The organism is Herminiimonas arsenitoxidans (assembly GCF_900130075.1).
Taxonomy (GTDB): Bacteria; Pseudomonadota; Gammaproteobacteria; order Burkholderiales; family Burkholderiaceae_D; genus Oxalicibacterium; species Oxalicibacterium arsenitoxidans.
On the sequence record NZ_LT671418.1, the window covers coordinates 1,185,961 to 1,202,998 of the forward strand.

A 17,038-nucleotide genomic window follows, 5' to 3' on the forward strand; every position below is an offset into this window, starting at 1 on the left:
CCCGTCAGTCGACATACACAAATTATTTCAACTGCTCATTCAGCAAAGCGAGGATGCGCTCGCCAGTTTTCGAGGTTTCCGGCTGACCGTCGTTATTCAGCACAGAAATCTGGCTGGAATCGGCAGCACCTTTGATGGAAACACGATAACGTGCAGCCGCTTTATCCTTCTCAGCCTTGCTTGAGCCAAAGGTAAAGAGATTCGCAAAGAAACCTTTTTTCTCGGTCACTTTGGAGTCATCACCCTGATCAACGTAACGAACGTAATACAGACCTTGTGTACGATCACGATCTTCTACCGTAAAGCCAACGCGATCCAGTGCCAAGCCAACACGACGCCATGCGCGCTCGAAACCTTCATCGACTTGAACGTAATTGCCGCTTGGTGCCTTGACCAATTTGGCGCGGGACGACTGCGCAACGACATTAGCGACTGCTGCCTTGGCACGTGTACCTTCCACACCCAAAGACACCATCATGCGCGACAGGAATTCTGCTTCCAGCTCTGGATCAGATGCACGTGCAGTCCAGACGGTGGTTTCTTTGTCTGTGCCGGTCAAGACCTCTTCAGCACCGCGATGACTAACATAGACCTCGGTGGTGCCATTAGGACCGCGTTCAAGACGGGTACGGAACTTGTCACGCTCGCCGGTCGAATACAGGGAGTCAAATACCTTGCCCAGTGTCGAACGCAGGAAATCCTGTGGAATTTTTGCGCGATTTTCGGCCCAATCGGTTTCCATCACACCCGATTGCGGCGAATCGAGATTAATCAGGAAACCATTGTCTTGCCAGAAATCCTTGATTTTCGGCCACAACACTTCAGGCGACTCATTGATGACCAACCAACGCTGCATGCCATCGCGCTCGATACGAATATCGGCCAGCGCTTTCGGTGCAACCGTTGCTGCTACTTCGGCAGGACGCGTGACTTGCTGCTGATTATAGGAAGATGCCGTCGCGGTACCGCGACTCGCATCCGGCAGACCAAAGCGATTTTCTCGCTGAAGCTGAGTCAGATCCGGAGGAATTTCCAGCGTAGGCGTCTTGGTCTTGCTCCCCTCGCTTTTGTAATCGATACGACCTGGTTCCAGCATCGAATTGATAGAGCTACATCCAGCCAGGCCGGAGAGCACGAGCACGTAAGCCATTCCACGTTTTGCGAAGCTGCATTGAGCCATGTAAGAAATCTTCCGAGTCATAATGTTGAATACTTTTTAAAAGCAGGTTCAGCCGTCGATATCAGAGGCACGTGCCAAATCGGGACTTATTGTAATACACCCGATTCACGCATTGCTGCGCGCACGACATCATGATATTCCGCGGCCAATGGCACGATAGGCAAACGCATACCGGTTGGGATCAAGCCTATTTCGGCCATCGCCCATTTCACTGGCACTGGGTTCGGCTCGACAAACAGCTTGTTATGCAGAGGGGAAACCTTGTTGTTGATTGCGACTGCTTCAGCCACGCGCTGGTTCATCGCAGCATCACACAATTGATGCATGGCGCGCGGTGCGATATTGGCGGTAACGGAAATATTGCCTTTAGCACCGCAGAACATCAATGCCATCGCGGTTGCATCGTCGCCTGAATACACCATGAAGTTCTTTGGCGCCAGACGCATCAGATCGATACCACGCGCGATATTGGCCGTCGCATCTTTCACACCGATCACGCCCGGGATTTGTGCCAGACGCAGTATCGTTTCGTTCGACATATCCGCCACGGTACGACCAGGCACATTGTAGAGAATCGCAGGCAGATCAACTGCTTCAACGATTTTCTTGAAGTGCTGATACATACCTTCTTGCGTCGGACGATTGTAATAAGGCACGACCAGCAAGGAAGCATCTGCTCCAACATCCTTTGCAAATTGAGTCAATTCAATCGCTTCGGAAGTCGAGTTACCGCCAGTACCGGCGATCACAGGAATGCGCTTGGCGGTATGTTCAACCGCGACGCGAATCAGTTCGCAATGTTCGTCAACCGAAACGGTCGGCGATTCACCAGTAGTACCGACGATCACGATGCCGTCCGTACCTTCGGCGATGTGCCAATCAATCAATTTACGCAAGCCCGGCAAATCGAGTGAGCCGTCAGCGTGCATGGGAGTAACGATTGCGACTATGCTGCCCTGAATCATAATAGTGTGTGAGCGAAAAAATTAGAGAGTATTAGATTGTAGCGGATCGCCCGCTTGTGTGGTGTTGTCTTGCCTAGAATAGAAGGTCAAATTAAGCGAAGATTCTCAGCCGCAAGGGGATTTTCAACCTTGATCAGGCAAATCCGCTGCACCATCGCCGGTTTTGGCTCTGCAATATAGCCATCTTCATAGGCGACGACTTGCAAGCTGTACTGACGGGCGACTTCCAGCAATTCGCCATGTTTCAGTAAAAAATCTGGATTGGAAGGCTTGCCAAATTGCTCATTTCCCAGCGCAAAGGTCTCGTAAATCAGCACACCGTCCGCAGCCAGACTGGCAACCATGAGCGCCCAGAGTGGGCGATGCAGATAATTGGTAACGACTATTCCGGCAAAACGTTGGCCTGCAAACGGCCATGTCTGAGTTGGATCGTCGGTTTCCAGATCCAACTGCAAGGTTTGGATATCTTTGCCGGCTGCCAGTGCCAATGCATCGGCATTACGATCAACCGCCAACACCGGATGCCCGTGTTGCGCCAGCAGTCGGCTATGACGCCCTGCACCGCAAGCCAAATCCATTACCTCGCCGGCAGGAATCAAGGGCGCAAAACGTGCCACCCAAGTCGATGGCTGATCCAGCGCATTATGCGCATTGGTACCTTGAGCCATCATCAGTTGTTGTAGCTCAAGCCCATCGCATCGCGGACTTCGCGCATGGTTTCCTGCGCCAGTGCACGTGCTTTGTCACGACCGTCTGCCACAATCGCACGTACCAATGACGGATCATCGATGTACTTTTGTGCACGTTCACGCATAGGTTCCTGCTCTTTCAGCACACCGTCGATCACTGGCTGTTTGCATTCGATGCAACCAATCCCGGCTGAAGTACAACCTTTGACAACCCATTCCTTAGTCGGCGCATCGGAATACACCAGATGCAGCTGCCATACAGGGCATTTTTCAGGATTCCCAGCATCAGTCCGACGCACGCGTGCCGGGTCAGTCGGCATCGTACGAATCTTCTTGGTCAGGCTTTCTTTGTCTTCACGCAAGGTAATCGAATTGCCATAGCTCTTGGACATTTTCTGTCCATCGAGTCCCGGCATACGTGATGCTTCCGTCAGGCGTACTTGTGGCTCGAGCAAAATCTGCTTGCGGGTGCCTGCCAGATAACCGAACAAGCGCTCGCGATCGGTTTCGCTGATGCTTTGCACGCTATCGAGCAAGGTTTTCGCCCAGCCCAAAGCTTCGGCATTGCCCTGCTCTTGATACGCAGCACGCAACTCCTTGTATTGCTTGCCTTGTTTGCTGCTCAATTTCTTCAATGTTTCGGCGACTTTTTCTTCAAAGCCTTTTTCCTTGCCGTACATATGATTAAAGCGACGCGCGATCTCGCGCATCATTTCGATGTGAGGGATTTGATCGGCGCCAACCGGCACCTGCGTCGCACGATAAATCAATACGTCTGCCGCTTGCAGCAAGGGATAACCGAGGAAACCATAAGTCGCAAGATCACGCTCCGACAATTTTTCCTGTTGATCTTTATAAGTCGGCACACGCTCCAACCAACCCAGTGGCGTGATCATGGACAGCAGCAGGTGCAACTCGGCATGCTCAGGAACCTGGGACTGGATGAATAAGCTGGACTTCATCGGATCGACACCGGCGGCCAACCAGTCAATCAACATTTCCCAAGTACTGCTTTCGATAAGACTAGGATCGTCGTAATGCGTCGTCAATGCATGCCAATCGGCGGCGAAGAAAAGGCAAGGAACTTCATTCTGTAATTTGACCCAGTTCTTCAGCGCACCATGATAGTGGCCAAGATGCAGCGCACCCGTCGGGCGCATACCGGAAACAACGCGATCGATAGACATAAAAACTCAGTTCAGTAAAAAAGTAAGAGGGGAAACAAGCAATTTCAAAAAGGTGGCAGCAATCGACATCACCGGCACCATCCAGAAGTGCAGCACTTTCAGGAATACCAGCGCCAACACGATGAAAAAGCCGTACGGTTCCAGCTGTGCGAATTTATACGCATATTTATGCGGCAGGATACTGGTCATGATGCGCCCACCGTCGAGCGGAGGAATCGGGAACAGATTGAAAGCAAAAATCACCAAGTTCGTCAAAATACCAGCCTGCGCCATGCGCATCAAGAACTCTTCATTTGCGCCGAAAACCTGCAAGAAGATTCCCATCAGCATCCACATCAGAGCCATCACCAGATTGGCCGCAGGTCCCGCCAGCGCTACAAATGCCATCTGTTTTTTCGGATTGCGCAAATTACCGAAGTTGACTGGCACCGGCTTCGCATAGCCAAACAGAAACGGGCTACCGGCGAAATACAGCGCGATAGGAATCAGCAAAGTACCAATAGGATCAATATGTTTGATCGGATTCAAGCTCATGCGACCTTGCGCATAAGCAGTAGTATCGCCAAAATATTTGGCCGCATACGCGTGTGCAGCCTCATGCAAGGTAATCGCAAATACGATAGGCAATGCATAAACGGCAAAAGTTTGAATAAGATCGTTCATCGGTAGGATTTTATCAGAGGGGATGCTGTCGTTTGTGACAACAGATAAAGCAATCGGATATGCGCACGCTCATTTGTATGAACGGCAGCATACAAGACACGGTTGACGACATCAGTCTCCAACCGTGATTGAATAGTTTGAATTACAGGCCGAATAGCGATGCATCGCCGCGCCCTTGACGCTGCAGCACAGGCTCACCGCTCGTCAAATCGATCACAGTCGTTGGCTCAAAACTGCAGGCGCCACCATCGATTACCAAATCCACCACCTTGTTCAGGCGATCGCGCACGTCTTCCGGATCAGTCAATGGTTCATCTTCACCCGGCAGGATCAACGTAGTACCAAGCAATGGCTGCGCCAACTCCTCCAACAATGCATGCACGATACGGTTTTCCGGTACGCGCAAACCTATGGTCTTGCGTGAAGGATGGCTTAGGCGACGCGGCACTTCCTTGGTCGCTTCCAGAATAAAGGTGTACGGTCCAGGCGTTGCCGATTTCAACAAGCGATATTGCTGATTATCGACTTTCGCATAAAGCGCAATCTCGCTCAAATCGCGGCATAACAAGGTCAGATGATGTTTGTCGTCGACATTACGTATCCGGCGCAAGCGCGCAACGGCATCCTTGTCATCGAGATGGCAGACCAAGGCATAACAGGAATCGGTAGGCAAAGCGACGATGCCGCCATCTCTGACGATTTGCACGGCTTGTGTGATCAAGCGCGCCTGCGGATTTTCCGGATGAATCAGAAAGAATTGGCTCATAAAAAATAAGGGCGGCGGCGATCTTCAGATCACCGCCGCCATACGTTCCCGATAAAGAATTATTGGATATTGCGCAACGCTGCAATACGGTCTTCAATCGGCGGATGGCTTGAGAACAAAGCAGCAAATCCAGGCTTGTCATTGATACCCAACGAAGCCAAACCTTCCGGCAAACTTGATGGCTCAATGCCACCAAGACGTGCCAGCGCTTTCATCATCGGCTGCGGGCTACCCAGTAATTTCGCAGCACCTGCATCAGCGCGGAACTCACGATGACGCGAGAACCATGCAACGATCACCGAAGCAGCAATACCAAACACGACCTGACAGACCATCACTGTAATGAAATAACCCATGCCCTGCCCGCCACTATTGTTGTTGCGCGACGAAAGCGCACGATCAACAAAGTAACCAACTACGCGCGACAGGAATACGACGAAAGTATTCACTACACCTTGCACCAAGGTCATCGTCACCATGTCGCCATTGGCAACGTGGGCGACTTCATGCGCCAATACAGCTTCGACTTCATCTTTCGTCATGCTTTGCAGCAGGCCGGTCGATACCGCAACCAGAGCGGAGTTTTTAAACGCACCAGTTGCAAATGCATTTGGCTCGCCGTCATAGACAGCCACTTCCGGCATTGCAATACCAGCGCGCTCCGACAGCTTGCGCACTGAATCGATCAGCCACAGTTCAGTGCTCGACGATGGCGCCGTAATGACACGTGCGCCAGTCGACCATTTAGCCATAGGCTTGCTGATCAGCAGCGAGATAAACGAGCCGGTAAAACCAACCACCAGCGAAAATGCCAGCAGCATCGGCAAATTCAAGCCGGCTTGTGTGATAAAGCGGTCCACGCCCAGGAGCGATAGCACCACAGACATCACCGCAATCACTGCAATATTCGTTGCAATGAAAAGGAAAATTCGTTTCATTCAATAGCCTCCAAAGGGGGTTAAGAGCGATTCCTAAATAAGGCCGCAATCAAAAATTTCAAGAGCGCAACATACTGATCAGAAATTGCTCAGCTATCACAAACGCCAATCATGCCAAATCGGACGCACACCGAGCGGTAATGCCGGAAGTGCACCCAAATCGACACGCGATTCGCCGGGACCGTGAAAATCGGAGCCGCGCGAAGCCAAGAAACCGTAGCTGTTCGCTATCTTGGCATAATAATCATATTGATCGACAGTATGGCTACCCGTCGTCACCTCGATTCCGACACCGCCGAAGCCTTTAAATTCATTAAATAAAGCATCAAATGCAAGATCGCTGAATTTATAGCGCCCCGGATGGGCAATCACTGCCACGCCACCTGCAGCACGTATCCACTCCACCGCATTTTGCAAACTTGCCCAGCGATGCGGCACAAAACCCGGTTTGCCTTCACCCAGGTAATTATCAAAGACATCATGCAGGTTGTCGCACAAACCCAGCTCGATAATGTAACGGGCAAAGTGCGTACGGGAAATCAAATCCGGATTATCGACAAACTTGAGCGCGCCTTCATACGCACCTGTAATTCCGATTTTTTCCAGTTGTTCGGCGATTTCGCGCGCGCGCGGTTCACGACCACCTCGGGTTGCTGCCAGCCCGTTAACCAACACATCATTCGTTTCATCGATTTGCAAACCGACGATGTGCACGGTTTGGCCGGACCATGTGATGGAAATCTCCACGCCAGGCACAAATGGCAAATCCAGTGCAGCAGCAGCGGCACGCGCCTCAGCAATGCCACCGATTTCATCGTGGTCTGTCATACCCCATACATCGACGCCATTCGCTTTGGCGCGAGCAGCCAGCGCCGTCGGCGTCAAGGTACCGTCAGAAAAATTAGAGTGGCAATGTAGGTCTACGTTTAGCATGCAAAATCAGTTATATAGCGCTAGAAGCAACGCATGGTTCGATTGTACGCGCGATAAGCACGATTTGCCCTAAAGCAAATGCGGGGCCAGCACTCAATCCAGAAATTGATCAATTGCCGCAGCCAACATTTCCGGCTGATCGTGCTGCAGCATGTGACCGGCGTTATCCACCATCAAGATGGTGGCATTCGGAATCGATGCAATACGCCGGTCTATTTCCGCGCGTGCTTTCTCTTTCGATCCCATACGCGTGAGCAACTCACTATTCTTCGCTTCTATCCACAAGACCGGTGCTGTGATCAGCTTCCAGCATGCCAGCACCTCTTCCACTCGATATAAATACGGATTGGACAAACGATGCGCCGGATCGGCTTGAATTTCCCATGCGCCGCTCTCGTTCGGTGCAGCCCAATGTGCGGACAAGAATGCAGCACGTTCATCACTCAAGCGCGGATTGGTCTTTTGCAAGCGTGCCGCGACCTCTTCCTGCGTCGCATAGCTACGCAAACTAGGTATGCCCTGCAATTCATCCAGCCATGTTGCAAAACGCGCAGGTGCATCTTCCGGCTGCGTGTTGGGCATACCGAAACCTTCGAGATTGACTAACTTCTTGATTCTATTAGCGCGTACACCTGCATAAACTCCAGCAACGTTTGCGCCCAGACTATGCCCAAGCAAATAGACAGGCTGCGCTGGCGAATAATGCTGCAAGATCGCATCCAGATCCCCCAGATAATCAGGGAACCAGTAATTCGTCCCTGCGTGATCGCTTAGGCCAAAACCGCGCCAATCAGGTGCAATCACGTGCCACTCACGCTGCAAGGCATCGACCAGAAACTGGAACGAAGCGGACATATCCATCCAGCCATGCAACATGAAGAGCATCGGCGCATCCTGATTGCCCCAATGTCGTATGTGATAACTCAAACCACGGATATTAATAAATTCGGAACGCGAAGACTTCATGCAAAGTGACCGATAAATACGGGATGTAAAAAATGGGGAAGACGCGACGCAAGACATCGCATATCTGTATCAGACGGTCATTTTACATTCCATCTAAACAATGCTCGGACGGCAACTCGCTATTTCTTCACTATGAGACAAACCAAAAACAAGAAAATTCCAGATTAAGGTTCGTACAATCAAGCTGTAAACAACAAAGCGCGCCGACGATCAACGATCATCGGCGCGCTGTAGGTAAGTAAATTACTTGCTAGTACCGTCTTTGGCAGCATCCTGCATTTTTACGCCGACTTCTTCAACCTTTTTGCCGGTTGCGTCAGTTAGGTTCGCAGCGCCTTGAGCGACATCAGCTTTAGCCTTGTCAACACCTTCACCAACCTTGGCAGCGGCTTCATCTACTTTTTGAGATGCTGCTGCGGCTGCAGCATCAATTTTCTGTCCAGCGGTTTCAGCCGTGCCAGCAACATCTTCTTTTTTCTGACAGGCGGCCAGACCTGCAATCAACAAACTCGCTACGAGTATGGTGCCGAGAGTTTTGCTTGAATTCATGATTTTCCCTTTTAAATTGAAGTTATATGAAAAAAATGCCTTAAGCCAATAATGCACTGCTAGCCTCGATTGCATTTTCCGCACATTGGATTGCCTAAACAGCAACCTTCCGATCTGACAATGAACTTCTAATCAAGTTTCCATCCATGCAGTAACAAAGTGCAACAACAACGAAAAAAACAGGTAAAACCGAAATCTAGGATAACTCACCCGCCAATGCCCTTAACTCCAACTCGCTAAATCCGGCTGCTCGTCTAGCCTCCAGATTGAACGGTCCGCGCAAAGTTGGTGCCTTGTAGTGTATAGCCAATTGAGCATAAGTTGTCACTGGATCAAGTTCACGCTCATCGCATAGCACTTTATACCAATGATTGCCGATTGCAACATGACCAATTTCATCACGCAAAATGATGTCCAGAATCTCTGCCGCAGCCTGATCACCGGCCTGCGCCAGCTTGGCACGCGTCGATGGCGTAGCGTCCAGCCCTCGCGCCTCCAACGTTCGTGGCACCAAGGCCATTCTGGCCAGAATATCACCACTGGTTTTATCCGCCATTTCCCACATACTGTTATGCGCAGGGAAATCACCATATTGATAACCCAAACTCTGCAAATGCCCTGCCAGCAAAGAAAAGTGCAAAGCCTCCTCGCCCGCCACCTTTAACCAATCGGCATAGTATGCAGACGGCATCCCGGCAAAGCGCCAGATAGCGTCCAGGGCCAGATTGATCGCATTGAACTCGATATGCGTGAGTGCATGGATCATTGCAGCACGCCCTTCCGTCGTACGCATGGAGCGATGCTTCACAAACTTGGGGGAAATCAATTCCGGCAAGGCAGGACGACCGGGTATGGCTTGCTGCGCTTGCAGACCATCATCGGTATTCAGGCTCAGCCTGCCTTCAGCCCACAATCTTGCCAATTCGATTACGCCATTTGCCTTGAGCCTTGCATCGGTCTCACATACCCAACGCAGGGACAAGGCACGTAATTCGGTGCTATCAGTTGGTACAGAATGAGGGATATTCATGTGAGTAACGTAAAATGCTGCCTTTGTAGTGAATCGTGCAGCCAAAGCGGTTGAATGGCTTGAATATTCGATTCGTTCGATATGCTGGGTCTTCCAATTCAAGAAGTTGGCCCCACATAAGTAAATTGATTTATTTGGCTGCTATTTGGCCCAATCATCAAGCACGATGAAAACTGCACGCAGTTTTTCTATTTATCAGGAAATTTGCCCGCAGCCGGCAACCACCCATTTTACTGACAACATGGCTATCTACCAATTAGGCGAACACGCTCCCAACATTGCTGCATCTGCCTACATCACCGATTCAGCAACCATCGTTGGTCGTGTCACCATCAAGGAAAATTCCAGCGTCTGGTTTCAAGTGACCGTGCGTGGTGACAATGAAGACATCACGATAGGCGAAAACTGCAATCTGCAAGAAGGTGCCGTGCTGCACGCCGACCCGGGCTTCCCTCTCACACTGGAAAACAATGTGAGCGTCGGCCATCAAGCGATGATACATGGTTGCACCGTAGGCGAAGGATCGCTGATCGGCATACAGGCCGTCATTTTGAACGGTGCAAAAATCGGTAAAAACTGTCTGGTCGGTGCCGGTGCGCTGGTCACCGAAGGTAAGGAATTCCCGGATAACTCACTGATACTCGGCACACCAGCAAAAGTTGCACGCACCTTGAGCGAAGCCGACGTCGCCAATCTGCATCGCATTGCCGCCAGCTACGTAGAACGCGGTCGCGACTTTAAAAATACATTGAAACGGATAGGATAAGCATGGCCGATACACTCCAAAAATTCATGTTCGAAGACACAGTAGTACGTGGCGAACTGGTCGACATCTCAGAAACATGGAAGCACGTACAAGCACGCCGCGAATACCCGAAAGCCGTGAAAACGATTCTGGGCGAAATGCTGTCAGCAGCAGCACTGCTCTCCGCCAACCTGAAATTCAATGGCGCGATCGTCATGCAAATTTACGGCGATGGTCCTTTGCGTTTGCTGGTCGTTGAATGCGACTCCGAGCTGAACATGCGCGCAACTGCCAAATTGGTCGACGGCGCTGTCATCAGTGACGAGGCTACCTTGCCAGAATTGGTCAATGCCAATGGCCAAGGCCGTTTTGTCATTACGCTTGATCCCAAGGAAAAATTGCCTGGGCAGCAAGCCTACCAAGGCATCGTGCCTTTGGATGGCGATACGGTTGCGACCGTGATCGAAAACTACATGCTGCGTTCAGAGCAACTCGACACCAGACTGTGGCTCGCCGCCGACGACAATGTATCGCGCGGCTTGCTGCTGCAGAAAATGCCACACGAAGGCGGCATCACAGCCACTGGTACCGGTGATTTGGGAACCTGGGATCGCTCAGTCATGCTCGCCTCCACTTTGCGCACGGAAGAATTGATTTCTACCGATATCGAAACCTTGATGCGCCGTTTGTTCTGGGAAGAAGATATTCGTATTTTCGATCCAAAACATCCACATTTCCTGTGTACTTGCACACGTGAAAAAGTTGGTTCGATGTTGAAGATGCTGGGTCAAGCAGAAGTGGATTCAGCGCTGGAAGAAATGGGGAAACTGGCGATTGATTGCGATTTTTGCGGTCAGCACTACGAGTTCGACCCGGTTGATTGCGCGCAAATCTTTGTGACAGAAGCTCCGGTCGAAGCCTTGATTCCGGCCAGCCCGATCAAGCACTAAGCAGTACAAAAACGATGCGTACGGAGATTTAAATCTCACGCGCATCGTTCAACGCTTTTCTTTGGGCTCTGGAACTGGTGGCGGGATAGAGACGAATGAGGATTTCTTGTTCGGATCCAGCACTTGAACAAAGACTTCATTTTCCTTGATCATGCCCAGCTCGTAACGGGCACGCTCTTCAACGGCGCCGGTACCTTCCTTCAAATCCTGCACTTCGGAATTAAGTTTGGCGTTACGCGCCTTTAATTCGTCATTCTTCTTTTGTGCCGCGATCACTTGCTGATCGAGATCCCATACGCGCAGCCAGCCGCCCTTCCCCAACCACAATGGGAACTGAATCAGCAATACCAGCGCTGCAAGGCAAAGAATGATGAGACGCATCGGACATGTACAAGAAAAATCCGGTCACACAGTGTTGCTGTATGACCGGAGATCGATTACTTCAAATTGTAGAATGCGCCGCGGCCTGGGTAGCTCGCGATATCGCCCAAATCTTCTTCAATGCGCAGCAATTGGTTGTACTTCGCCATACGATCCGAACGCGACATCGAGCCGGTTTTGATCTGCAGGGAGTTGGTACCAACCGCGATATCCGCAATTGTCGAATCTTCGGTTTCGCCCGAGCGATGTGAAATGACGGCTGTATAACCAGCGCGTTTTGCCATTTCGATTGCAGCGAAAGTTTCCGTCAAGGTGCCGATTTGATTGATCTTGATCAGGATCGAATTGGCGATTTCTTTCTGGATGCCTTCACGCAGGATTTTGGTGTTAGTAACAAACAGATCGTCGCCAACCAACTGGATTTTCTTGCCCAGTGAACGTGTCAGTGTGGCCCAACCTTCCCAATCGTTTTCGGCCATGCCGTCTTCGATCGAGATAATTGGGTATTTGTCACACCAGGTTCCCAGCAGATTGGTGAAGTCAGCGCTCGACAGAGCCATGCCTTCGCCTGCCAGATGGTATTTGCCATCTTTGTAGAATTCGCTGGCTGCACAATCCAGACCCAAGGCGATTTGTGTACCTGGCTCGTAGCCAGCTTGTTCAATCGCTTGCAGAATCAGTTTGATCGCTGCTTCGTGGTTTTCAACTGAAGGAGCAAAACCGCCTTCATCACCAACCGAAGTCGACAAACCTTTGTCATTGATGATTTTTTTCAGTGTGTGGAACACTTCTGCACCGTAGCGAATTGCTTCGCGGAAGCTAGGAGCGCCAACCGGAATGATCATGAATTCTTGCAGATCAAGGTTGTTGTTGGCGTGTGCACCACCGTTGATGACGTTCATCATCGGCACTGGCATTTGCATCGCGCCTGAACCACCGAAATAGCGATACAGTGGCAAGCCGGACTCTTCAGCAGCTGCTTTGGCAACCGCCATCGATACTGCCAGCGTAGCGTTCGCACCAAGGCGAGCCTTGTTGTCGGTACCGTCGAGGTCGATCAGAGTACGGTCGAGGAATGCTTGTTCATTCGCATCCAGACCCATGATCGCTTCAGAGATTTCTGTATTGATGTGTTCACATGCTTTCAACACACCTTTGCCGAAATAGCGGCTCTTGTCGCCATCACGCAATTCAATCGCTTCACGCGAACCGGTCGATGCGCCGGACGGTACAGAAGCACGTCCCATGACGCCGGATTCCAGCAATACGTCGCATTCGACGGTTGGATTGCCGCGCGAATCGATAATTTCGCGACCAATGATGTCAACAATTGCACTCATCTATTTCTCCTAATCACAAATTCTTTTTTAACGTTTGTATGAATCTGAAGCCGTCTTACCTGACACGATGCATCGGCATCATGCCACTTTCTTAGCCTGCCCAGCATGTTTATGCGCCAGTGCCGCCTTGATGAACGAGATGAACAATGGATGCCCATCACGTGGAGTTGACTTGAACTCTGGGTGATACTGCACGCCCACATACCAAGGGTGCGCATTGTCGCCGGCACGAGACAATTCCATGATTTCGCACAAGGACTCAGTCGGCGTACGTGCAGAAACGATCAAGCCTGCATCTTCAACACGACCAAGGTAATGGTTATTTGCTTCATAACGATGACGATGGCGCTCGGTCACTTCAGCGCCGTAGATTTCAGCAGCTAATGTACCTGGCTTGACTGCGCAAGTTTGCGCGCCCAAACGCATGGTGCCACCCAGATCAGAATTAGCATCGCGACGTTCAACCTTGCCGTCATGGTTTTGCCATTCATTGATCAGCGCAACGACTGGCTGCTCGGTATCCGGATCGAACTCGGTCGAGTTAGCCTTGGTCAGGCCAGCCATATTACGTGCGTACTCAATCAATGCGACTTGCATACCGAGGCAGATGCCGAGGTATGGAATCTTGCTTTCACGTGCGAAGCGAGCAGAAGCGATCTTGCCTTCTACACCGCGCTTGCCGAAACCGCCTGGCACCAGAATCGCATCGTATTTAGCGAGACATTCCGGACCTTTTTCCTCAATTTCTTCGGAATCCAGATATTCGATATTGACGCGGCTTTCGGTATGAATACCGGCGTGACGCAATGCTTCCGTCAACGATTTATACGATTCAGTCAGATCGACGTATTTGCCGACCATACCGATGGTGACGCTGTCTTTTGGATTTTCCAGTGCATGCACCAGCTTGGTCCAGATCGACAGATCGGCTGGCTTAGGCGACAAGGCAAGTTTTTCGCAAACGATGCGATCCAAACCTTGATCGAACAGCATTTGTGGAATCTTGTAGATCGTGTCTGCATCCCAGACCGAGATCACCGCATCTTCCTGTACATTCGAGAACAGGGAAATCTTGGCGCGCTCATCATCAGGAATCGGGCGATCGGCACGGCACAACAAAGCGTCTGGCGAAATACCGATTTCGCGCAGCTTTTGCACACTATGCTGAGTTGGCTTGGTTTTCAGTTCGCCGGCAGATACCAGATACGGCACCAGCGTCAGATGCACGAATGCTGCGGCATTACGGCCAGCACGCAAACTCAGCTGACGAGCAGCTTCGAGGAAAGGCAACGATTCGATATCACCAACAGTTCCGCCGATTTCTACCAAGGCAACGTCGAAACCTTCGGCGCCACGATAGATGTAATCCTGGATTTCATTGGTGATGTGCGGAATCACTTGCACGGTCTTGCCCAGATACTCACCGCGACGTTCCTTGCGGATCACGGATTCATAAATCTGGCCAGTCGTGAAGTTATTCACCTTGCGCATCTTGGCAGTGATGAAACGTTCATAGTGACCGAGGTCAAGATCCGTTTCAGCGCCATCTTCGGTAACGAAGACTTCGCCATGCTGGAATGGACTCATCGTGCCTGGATCAACGTTGATATACGGATCGAGCTTGAGAAGAGTGACTTTGAGGCCGCGCGATTCGAGAATCGCTGCGAGAGAGGCGGCGGCAATCCCTTTACCAAGGGAAGACACAACGCCGCCAGTGACGAATACAAACTTGGTCATTACAGAAGGTGCCGAATGGCACGTGCGGGAAATTCAAATTATACCTCAAACCCCCGCAGTTCTTTGAGGTTTTCAGAGGATTTTAAACAGGATTTTACGAATTATCCCTATTGATTAGCGTTGCACTCTTTTCCCAAATGTGCTGGCGCGCGCAGAATATAGCCTCTGCAGCAGCCCGATTCCGTTTTTCTTAAAAATACAAAAATCGCAATTTTTAAGCAAATCAGATATCAGCGGCCATACCAATAACGCGCATGCTCAGTTCTATACTCATGCACTTCTATCTTGGAGCCAAAGCGTAGTGTGACTGCGCCGGTTTCGTCATTGCGCAAGCGTGAGATGCCCAATGCACCGTAACGCTCATAGACTTCTTTTTTGGGATGACGATATCGATTTCGATAACCAACTTGAAACAAGGCCATCTGCGGCCCGACCGCGCGCAAGAATGGCTCCGTCGATGACGTACCGCTGCCGTGATGTGGTGCCAGCAGTACATTGGCACGCAACATCTCGGGCTGACCTTCTACCAATTCTGCTTCCTGCACGGCTTCGATATCGCCGGGTAGCAGGATCGCATGCTCGCCCATGGTGATTTTCAAAGTACAGCTACGTGCATTCGGCTTCCATTTCGTGCTGTCGTAACTACCTGTAGTCGGATGCAACATCTCAAAATTGGCGCCATCCCAATTCCACGACTGACCCGCTGCACAACGCTGATGCGCAGGCGCACTGCCAACGATGGGATGCTCCATAGGCAAGGAAGACGAAACCCATCCCACTTTAGTTTCCTTGAAGATAGATAAAGCACCGCCCGCATGATCCATATCACTGTGCGAGATCATCACACCATCCAGTTTATTAATCCCGCGTGCGCGCAGATACGGCAGGATCACGCGATTACCGCCATCCGACTCTGGCGAATAGAAAGGCCCGGTGTCGTAGAGGAAGCGATGCTTCTCCGTTTCGACCAAAAGCGCCATGCCCTGTCCCACATCGAATGCCGTCACCCACATTTCTCCTGCTCGTGGATGCGTTGGTGTATTCAATATCAGAGGCAGCCATGCGAACAATCCCAGATAACGCGCAGGCCATCCGCGCGGCGCCAGCATCCAGATCGTTCCTATCAAAGCCAGCACAAACATCCACCAACTTGGAATAGGCGTCGTCCACACCGCCATCGGGAACGCACTCATCCAGTTCAGCAACTGCGCCAGTTGCTCCACCAGGAAATGCGCAAACCCCAGACACCACGTCGAGAGCGGCGATGGCAACACGCTACCGACCAATGCCAACGGAGTAACGAAAAAGCTGATCAAGGGAATGGCAATCGCATTCGCCACTGGACTGATTAAGGAAGCCTGACCAAATAGCAAGATAGTCAGCGGCACCAAACCTATCGTCACCGCATACTGCGTCAGCGTTGCATTCTTCAAAGCGATACGCCAGCGTGGTTGCCCAGAATATTCCGGCGTATATGCACGACCGACGCTCACATACAGAATCACTGCTACTGCACCAAACGACAACCAGAATCCCGGCCCCAACACCGCCCATGGATCAAGCAGAACGACAACACCTAAGACCAGGCACAACACGTAGGAGACATTGGTAATACGTCCGTACCACAAGGCCAGTGCCACCACCGTCAACATGTATAAAGTACGCTGCGCCGGCACCCCCGATCCCGCCAGCAATACGTAAATTACCGCCGTGAGCGCACCTGCGACTGCGGCGGCTTTCTGCGCTGGCAATATCAAGGGCAATCTGGCAGAAGTAAAAAACGAACGACGCCACAAGGCAAAGATCAATCCGGCAAACAGCGCCGAAATCATGGTTATATGAAGTCCAGAAATCGAAATCTCAGGTCTATTAACACATCAATTTTTTTTGGTCTTAATTATCACTGATGGCTGTGAGTGTGCTTCACAGGATATGGTGTGTATACGGCACTCTTACACCTACAACATCCCATAAACATCGGATTGTCGCTGCCGCAAGCTCATGTAAGGATATGGATTA

The 17,038-nt window shown here is 51.1% G+C and carries 16 protein-coding genes and 1 pseudogene; 2 read left to right on the forward strand and 15 right to left on the reverse strand.

Annotation, left to right across the window (positions count from 1 at the left end):
- Positions 1–22: 22 nt before the first annotated feature.
- From bamC to BQ6873_RS05610, 11 genes are all read right to left on the reverse strand, one after another.
- Positions 23–1,150, reverse strand: a complete 1,128-nt coding sequence (gene bamC / locus BQ6873_RS05560) for an outer membrane protein assembly factor BamC (protein WP_331712979.1) — start codon at positions 1,148–1,150, stop codon at positions 23–25.
- 116 nt (positions 1,151–1,266) lie between these two features.
- Positions 1,267–2,145, reverse strand: coding sequence for a 4-hydroxy-tetrahydrodipicolinate synthase (dapA, locus tag BQ6873_RS05565; RefSeq protein WP_076591764.1), 879 nt, complete (start codon positions 2,143–2,145; stop codon positions 1,267–1,269).
- Positions 2,146–2,231: 86 nt separating this feature from the next.
- A complete protein-coding gene (locus BQ6873_RS05570) occupies positions 2,232–2,816 on the reverse strand; it encodes a class I SAM-dependent methyltransferase (RefSeq protein ID WP_083664397.1) in 585 nt (194 codons plus the stop codon).
- On the reverse strand, positions 2,816–4,021 hold the full coding sequence (locus BQ6873_RS05575; protein WP_076591765.1) for a tryptophan--tRNA ligase: 1,206 nt from the start codon (positions 4,019–4,021) through the stop codon (positions 2,816–2,818). The genes BQ6873_RS05570 and BQ6873_RS05575 overlap by 1 nt, the downstream gene beginning before the upstream one ends.
- Positions 4,022–4,027: 6 nt before the next feature.
- Positions 4,028–4,684 (reverse strand): site-2 protease family protein, encoded by a 657-nt coding sequence (locus BQ6873_RS05580; protein WP_076591766.1) that lies wholly within the window; start codon positions 4,682–4,684, stop codon positions 4,028–4,030.
- A gap of 142 nt (positions 4,685–4,826) precedes the next feature.
- Entirely contained in the window at positions 4,827–5,450 is a 624-nt protein-coding gene (locus tag BQ6873_RS05585) for an L-threonylcarbamoyladenylate synthase (protein ID WP_076591767.1), read from the reverse strand.
- Between the two features lie 59 nt (positions 5,451–5,509).
- Positions 5,510–6,388, reverse strand: coding sequence for a protease HtpX (gene htpX / locus BQ6873_RS05590; RefSeq protein WP_076591768.1), 879 nt, complete (start codon positions 6,386–6,388; stop codon positions 5,510–5,512).
- Positions 6,389–6,484: 96 nt separating this feature from the next.
- On the reverse strand, positions 6,485–7,321 hold the full coding sequence (locus tag BQ6873_RS05595) for a 3',5'-nucleoside bisphosphate phosphatase (RefSeq protein ID WP_076591769.1): 837 nt from the start codon (positions 7,319–7,321) through the stop codon (positions 6,485–6,487).
- Between the two features lie 93 nt (positions 7,322–7,414).
- Positions 7,415–8,287, reverse strand: coding sequence for an alpha/beta fold hydrolase (locus tag BQ6873_RS05600; RefSeq protein WP_076591770.1), 873 nt, complete (start codon positions 8,285–8,287; stop codon positions 7,415–7,417).
- A 243-nt stretch (positions 8,288–8,530) separates the two neighbouring features.
- Positions 8,531–8,836: a hypothetical protein gene (locus BQ6873_RS05605; RefSeq protein ID WP_076591771.1), complete on the reverse strand. Its 306-nt coding sequence runs from the start codon at positions 8,834–8,836 to the stop codon at positions 8,531–8,533.
- Positions 8,837–9,032: 196 nt separating this feature from the next.
- Positions 9,033–9,866, reverse strand: coding sequence for a ferritin-like domain-containing protein (locus tag BQ6873_RS05610; RefSeq protein WP_076591772.1), 834 nt, complete (start codon positions 9,864–9,866; stop codon positions 9,033–9,035).
- Between the two features lie 241 nt (positions 9,867–10,107).
- On the opposite strand from BQ6873_RS05610, the gene BQ6873_RS05615 reads away from it, so the two are divergent.
- A complete protein-coding gene (locus BQ6873_RS05615) occupies positions 10,108–10,632 on the forward strand; it encodes a gamma carbonic anhydrase family protein (protein ID WP_076593959.1) in 525 nt (174 codons plus the stop codon).
- 2 nt (positions 10,633–10,634) lie between these two features.
- Entirely contained in the window at positions 10,635–11,561 is a 927-nt protein-coding gene (hslO, locus tag BQ6873_RS05620; protein ID WP_076591773.1) for an Hsp33 family molecular chaperone HslO, read from the forward strand.
- A gap of 48 nt (positions 11,562–11,609) precedes the next feature.
- On the opposite strand, the gene ftsB is transcribed toward hslO, so the two are convergent.
- The 4 genes and pseudogenes from ftsB to BQ6873_RS05640 form a co-directional block, all read right to left on the reverse strand.
- Positions 11,610–11,942 (reverse strand): cell division protein FtsB, encoded by a 333-nt coding sequence (gene ftsB / locus BQ6873_RS05625; RefSeq protein ID WP_076591774.1) that lies wholly within the window; start codon positions 11,940–11,942, stop codon positions 11,610–11,612.
- 56 nt (positions 11,943–11,998) lie between these two features.
- A complete protein-coding gene (gene eno, locus BQ6873_RS05630) occupies positions 11,999–13,282 on the reverse strand; it encodes a phosphopyruvate hydratase (RefSeq protein WP_076591775.1) in 1,284 nt (427 codons plus the stop codon).
- Positions 13,283–13,360: 78 nt separating this feature from the next.
- Positions 13,361–15,019, reverse strand: coding sequence for a CTP synthase (locus BQ6873_RS05635; RefSeq protein WP_076591776.1), 1,659 nt, complete (start codon positions 15,017–15,019; stop codon positions 13,361–13,363).
- 230 nt (positions 15,020–15,249) lie between these two features.
- A pseudogene (locus BQ6873_RS05640) lies at positions 15,250–16,878 on the reverse strand (DNA internalization-related competence protein ComEC/Rec2); the annotation flags it as partial.
- Positions 16,879–17,038: the final 160 nt, after the last annotated feature.

Bases quoted from the DNA above. Each gene is read 5' to 3' on its own strand.
- bamC (WP_331712979.1), bottom strand. From the start codon at position 1,150: ATGGCTTACGTGCTCGTGCTCTCCGGCCTGGCTGGATGTAGCTCTATC.
- dapA (WP_076591764.1), bottom strand. From the start codon at position 2,145: ATGATTCAGGGCAGCATAGTCGCAATCGTTACTCCCATGCACGCTGAC.
- BQ6873_RS05570 (WP_083664397.1), bottom strand. From the start codon at position 2,816: ATGATGGCTCAAGGTACCAATGCGCATAATGCGCTGGATCAGCCATCG.
- BQ6873_RS05575 (WP_076591765.1), bottom strand. From the start codon at position 4,021: ATGTCTATCGATCGCGTTGTTTCCGGTATGCGCCCGACGGGTGCGCTG.
- BQ6873_RS05580 (WP_076591766.1), bottom strand. From the start codon at position 4,684: ATGAACGATCTTATTCAAACTTTTGCCGTTTATGCATTGCCTATCGTA.
- BQ6873_RS05585 (WP_076591767.1), bottom strand. From the start codon at position 5,450: ATGAGCCAATTCTTTCTGATTCATCCGGAAAATCCGCAGGCGCGCTTG.
- htpX (WP_076591768.1), bottom strand. From the start codon at position 6,388: ATGAAACGAATTTTCCTTTTCATTGCAACGAATATTGCAGTGATTGCG.
- BQ6873_RS05595 (WP_076591769.1), bottom strand. From the start codon at position 7,321: ATGCTAAACGTAGACCTACATTGCCACTCTAATTTTTCTGACGGTACC.
- BQ6873_RS05600 (WP_076591770.1), bottom strand. From the start codon at position 8,287: ATGAAGTCTTCGCGTTCCGAATTTATTAATATCCGTGGTTTGAGTTAT.
- BQ6873_RS05605 (WP_076591771.1), bottom strand. From the start codon at position 8,836: ATGAATTCAAGCAAAACTCTCGGCACCATACTCGTAGCGAGTTTGTTG.
- BQ6873_RS05610 (WP_076591772.1), bottom strand. From the start codon at position 9,866: ATGAATATCCCTCATTCTGTACCAACTGATAGCACCGAATTACGTGCC.
- BQ6873_RS05615 (WP_076593959.1), top strand. From the start codon at position 10,108: ATGGCTATCTACCAATTAGGCGAACACGCTCCCAACATTGCTGCATCT.
- hslO (WP_076591773.1), top strand. From the start codon at position 10,635: ATGGCCGATACACTCCAAAAATTCATGTTCGAAGACACAGTAGTACGT.
- ftsB (WP_076591774.1), bottom strand. From the start codon at position 11,942: ATGCGTCTCATCATTCTTTGCCTTGCAGCGCTGGTATTGCTGATTCAG.
- eno (WP_076591775.1), bottom strand. From the start codon at position 13,282: ATGAGTGCAATTGTTGACATCATTGGTCGCGAAATTATCGATTCGCGC.
- BQ6873_RS05635 (WP_076591776.1), bottom strand. From the start codon at position 15,019: ATGACCAAGTTTGTATTCGTCACTGGCGGCGTTGTGTCTTCCCTTGGT.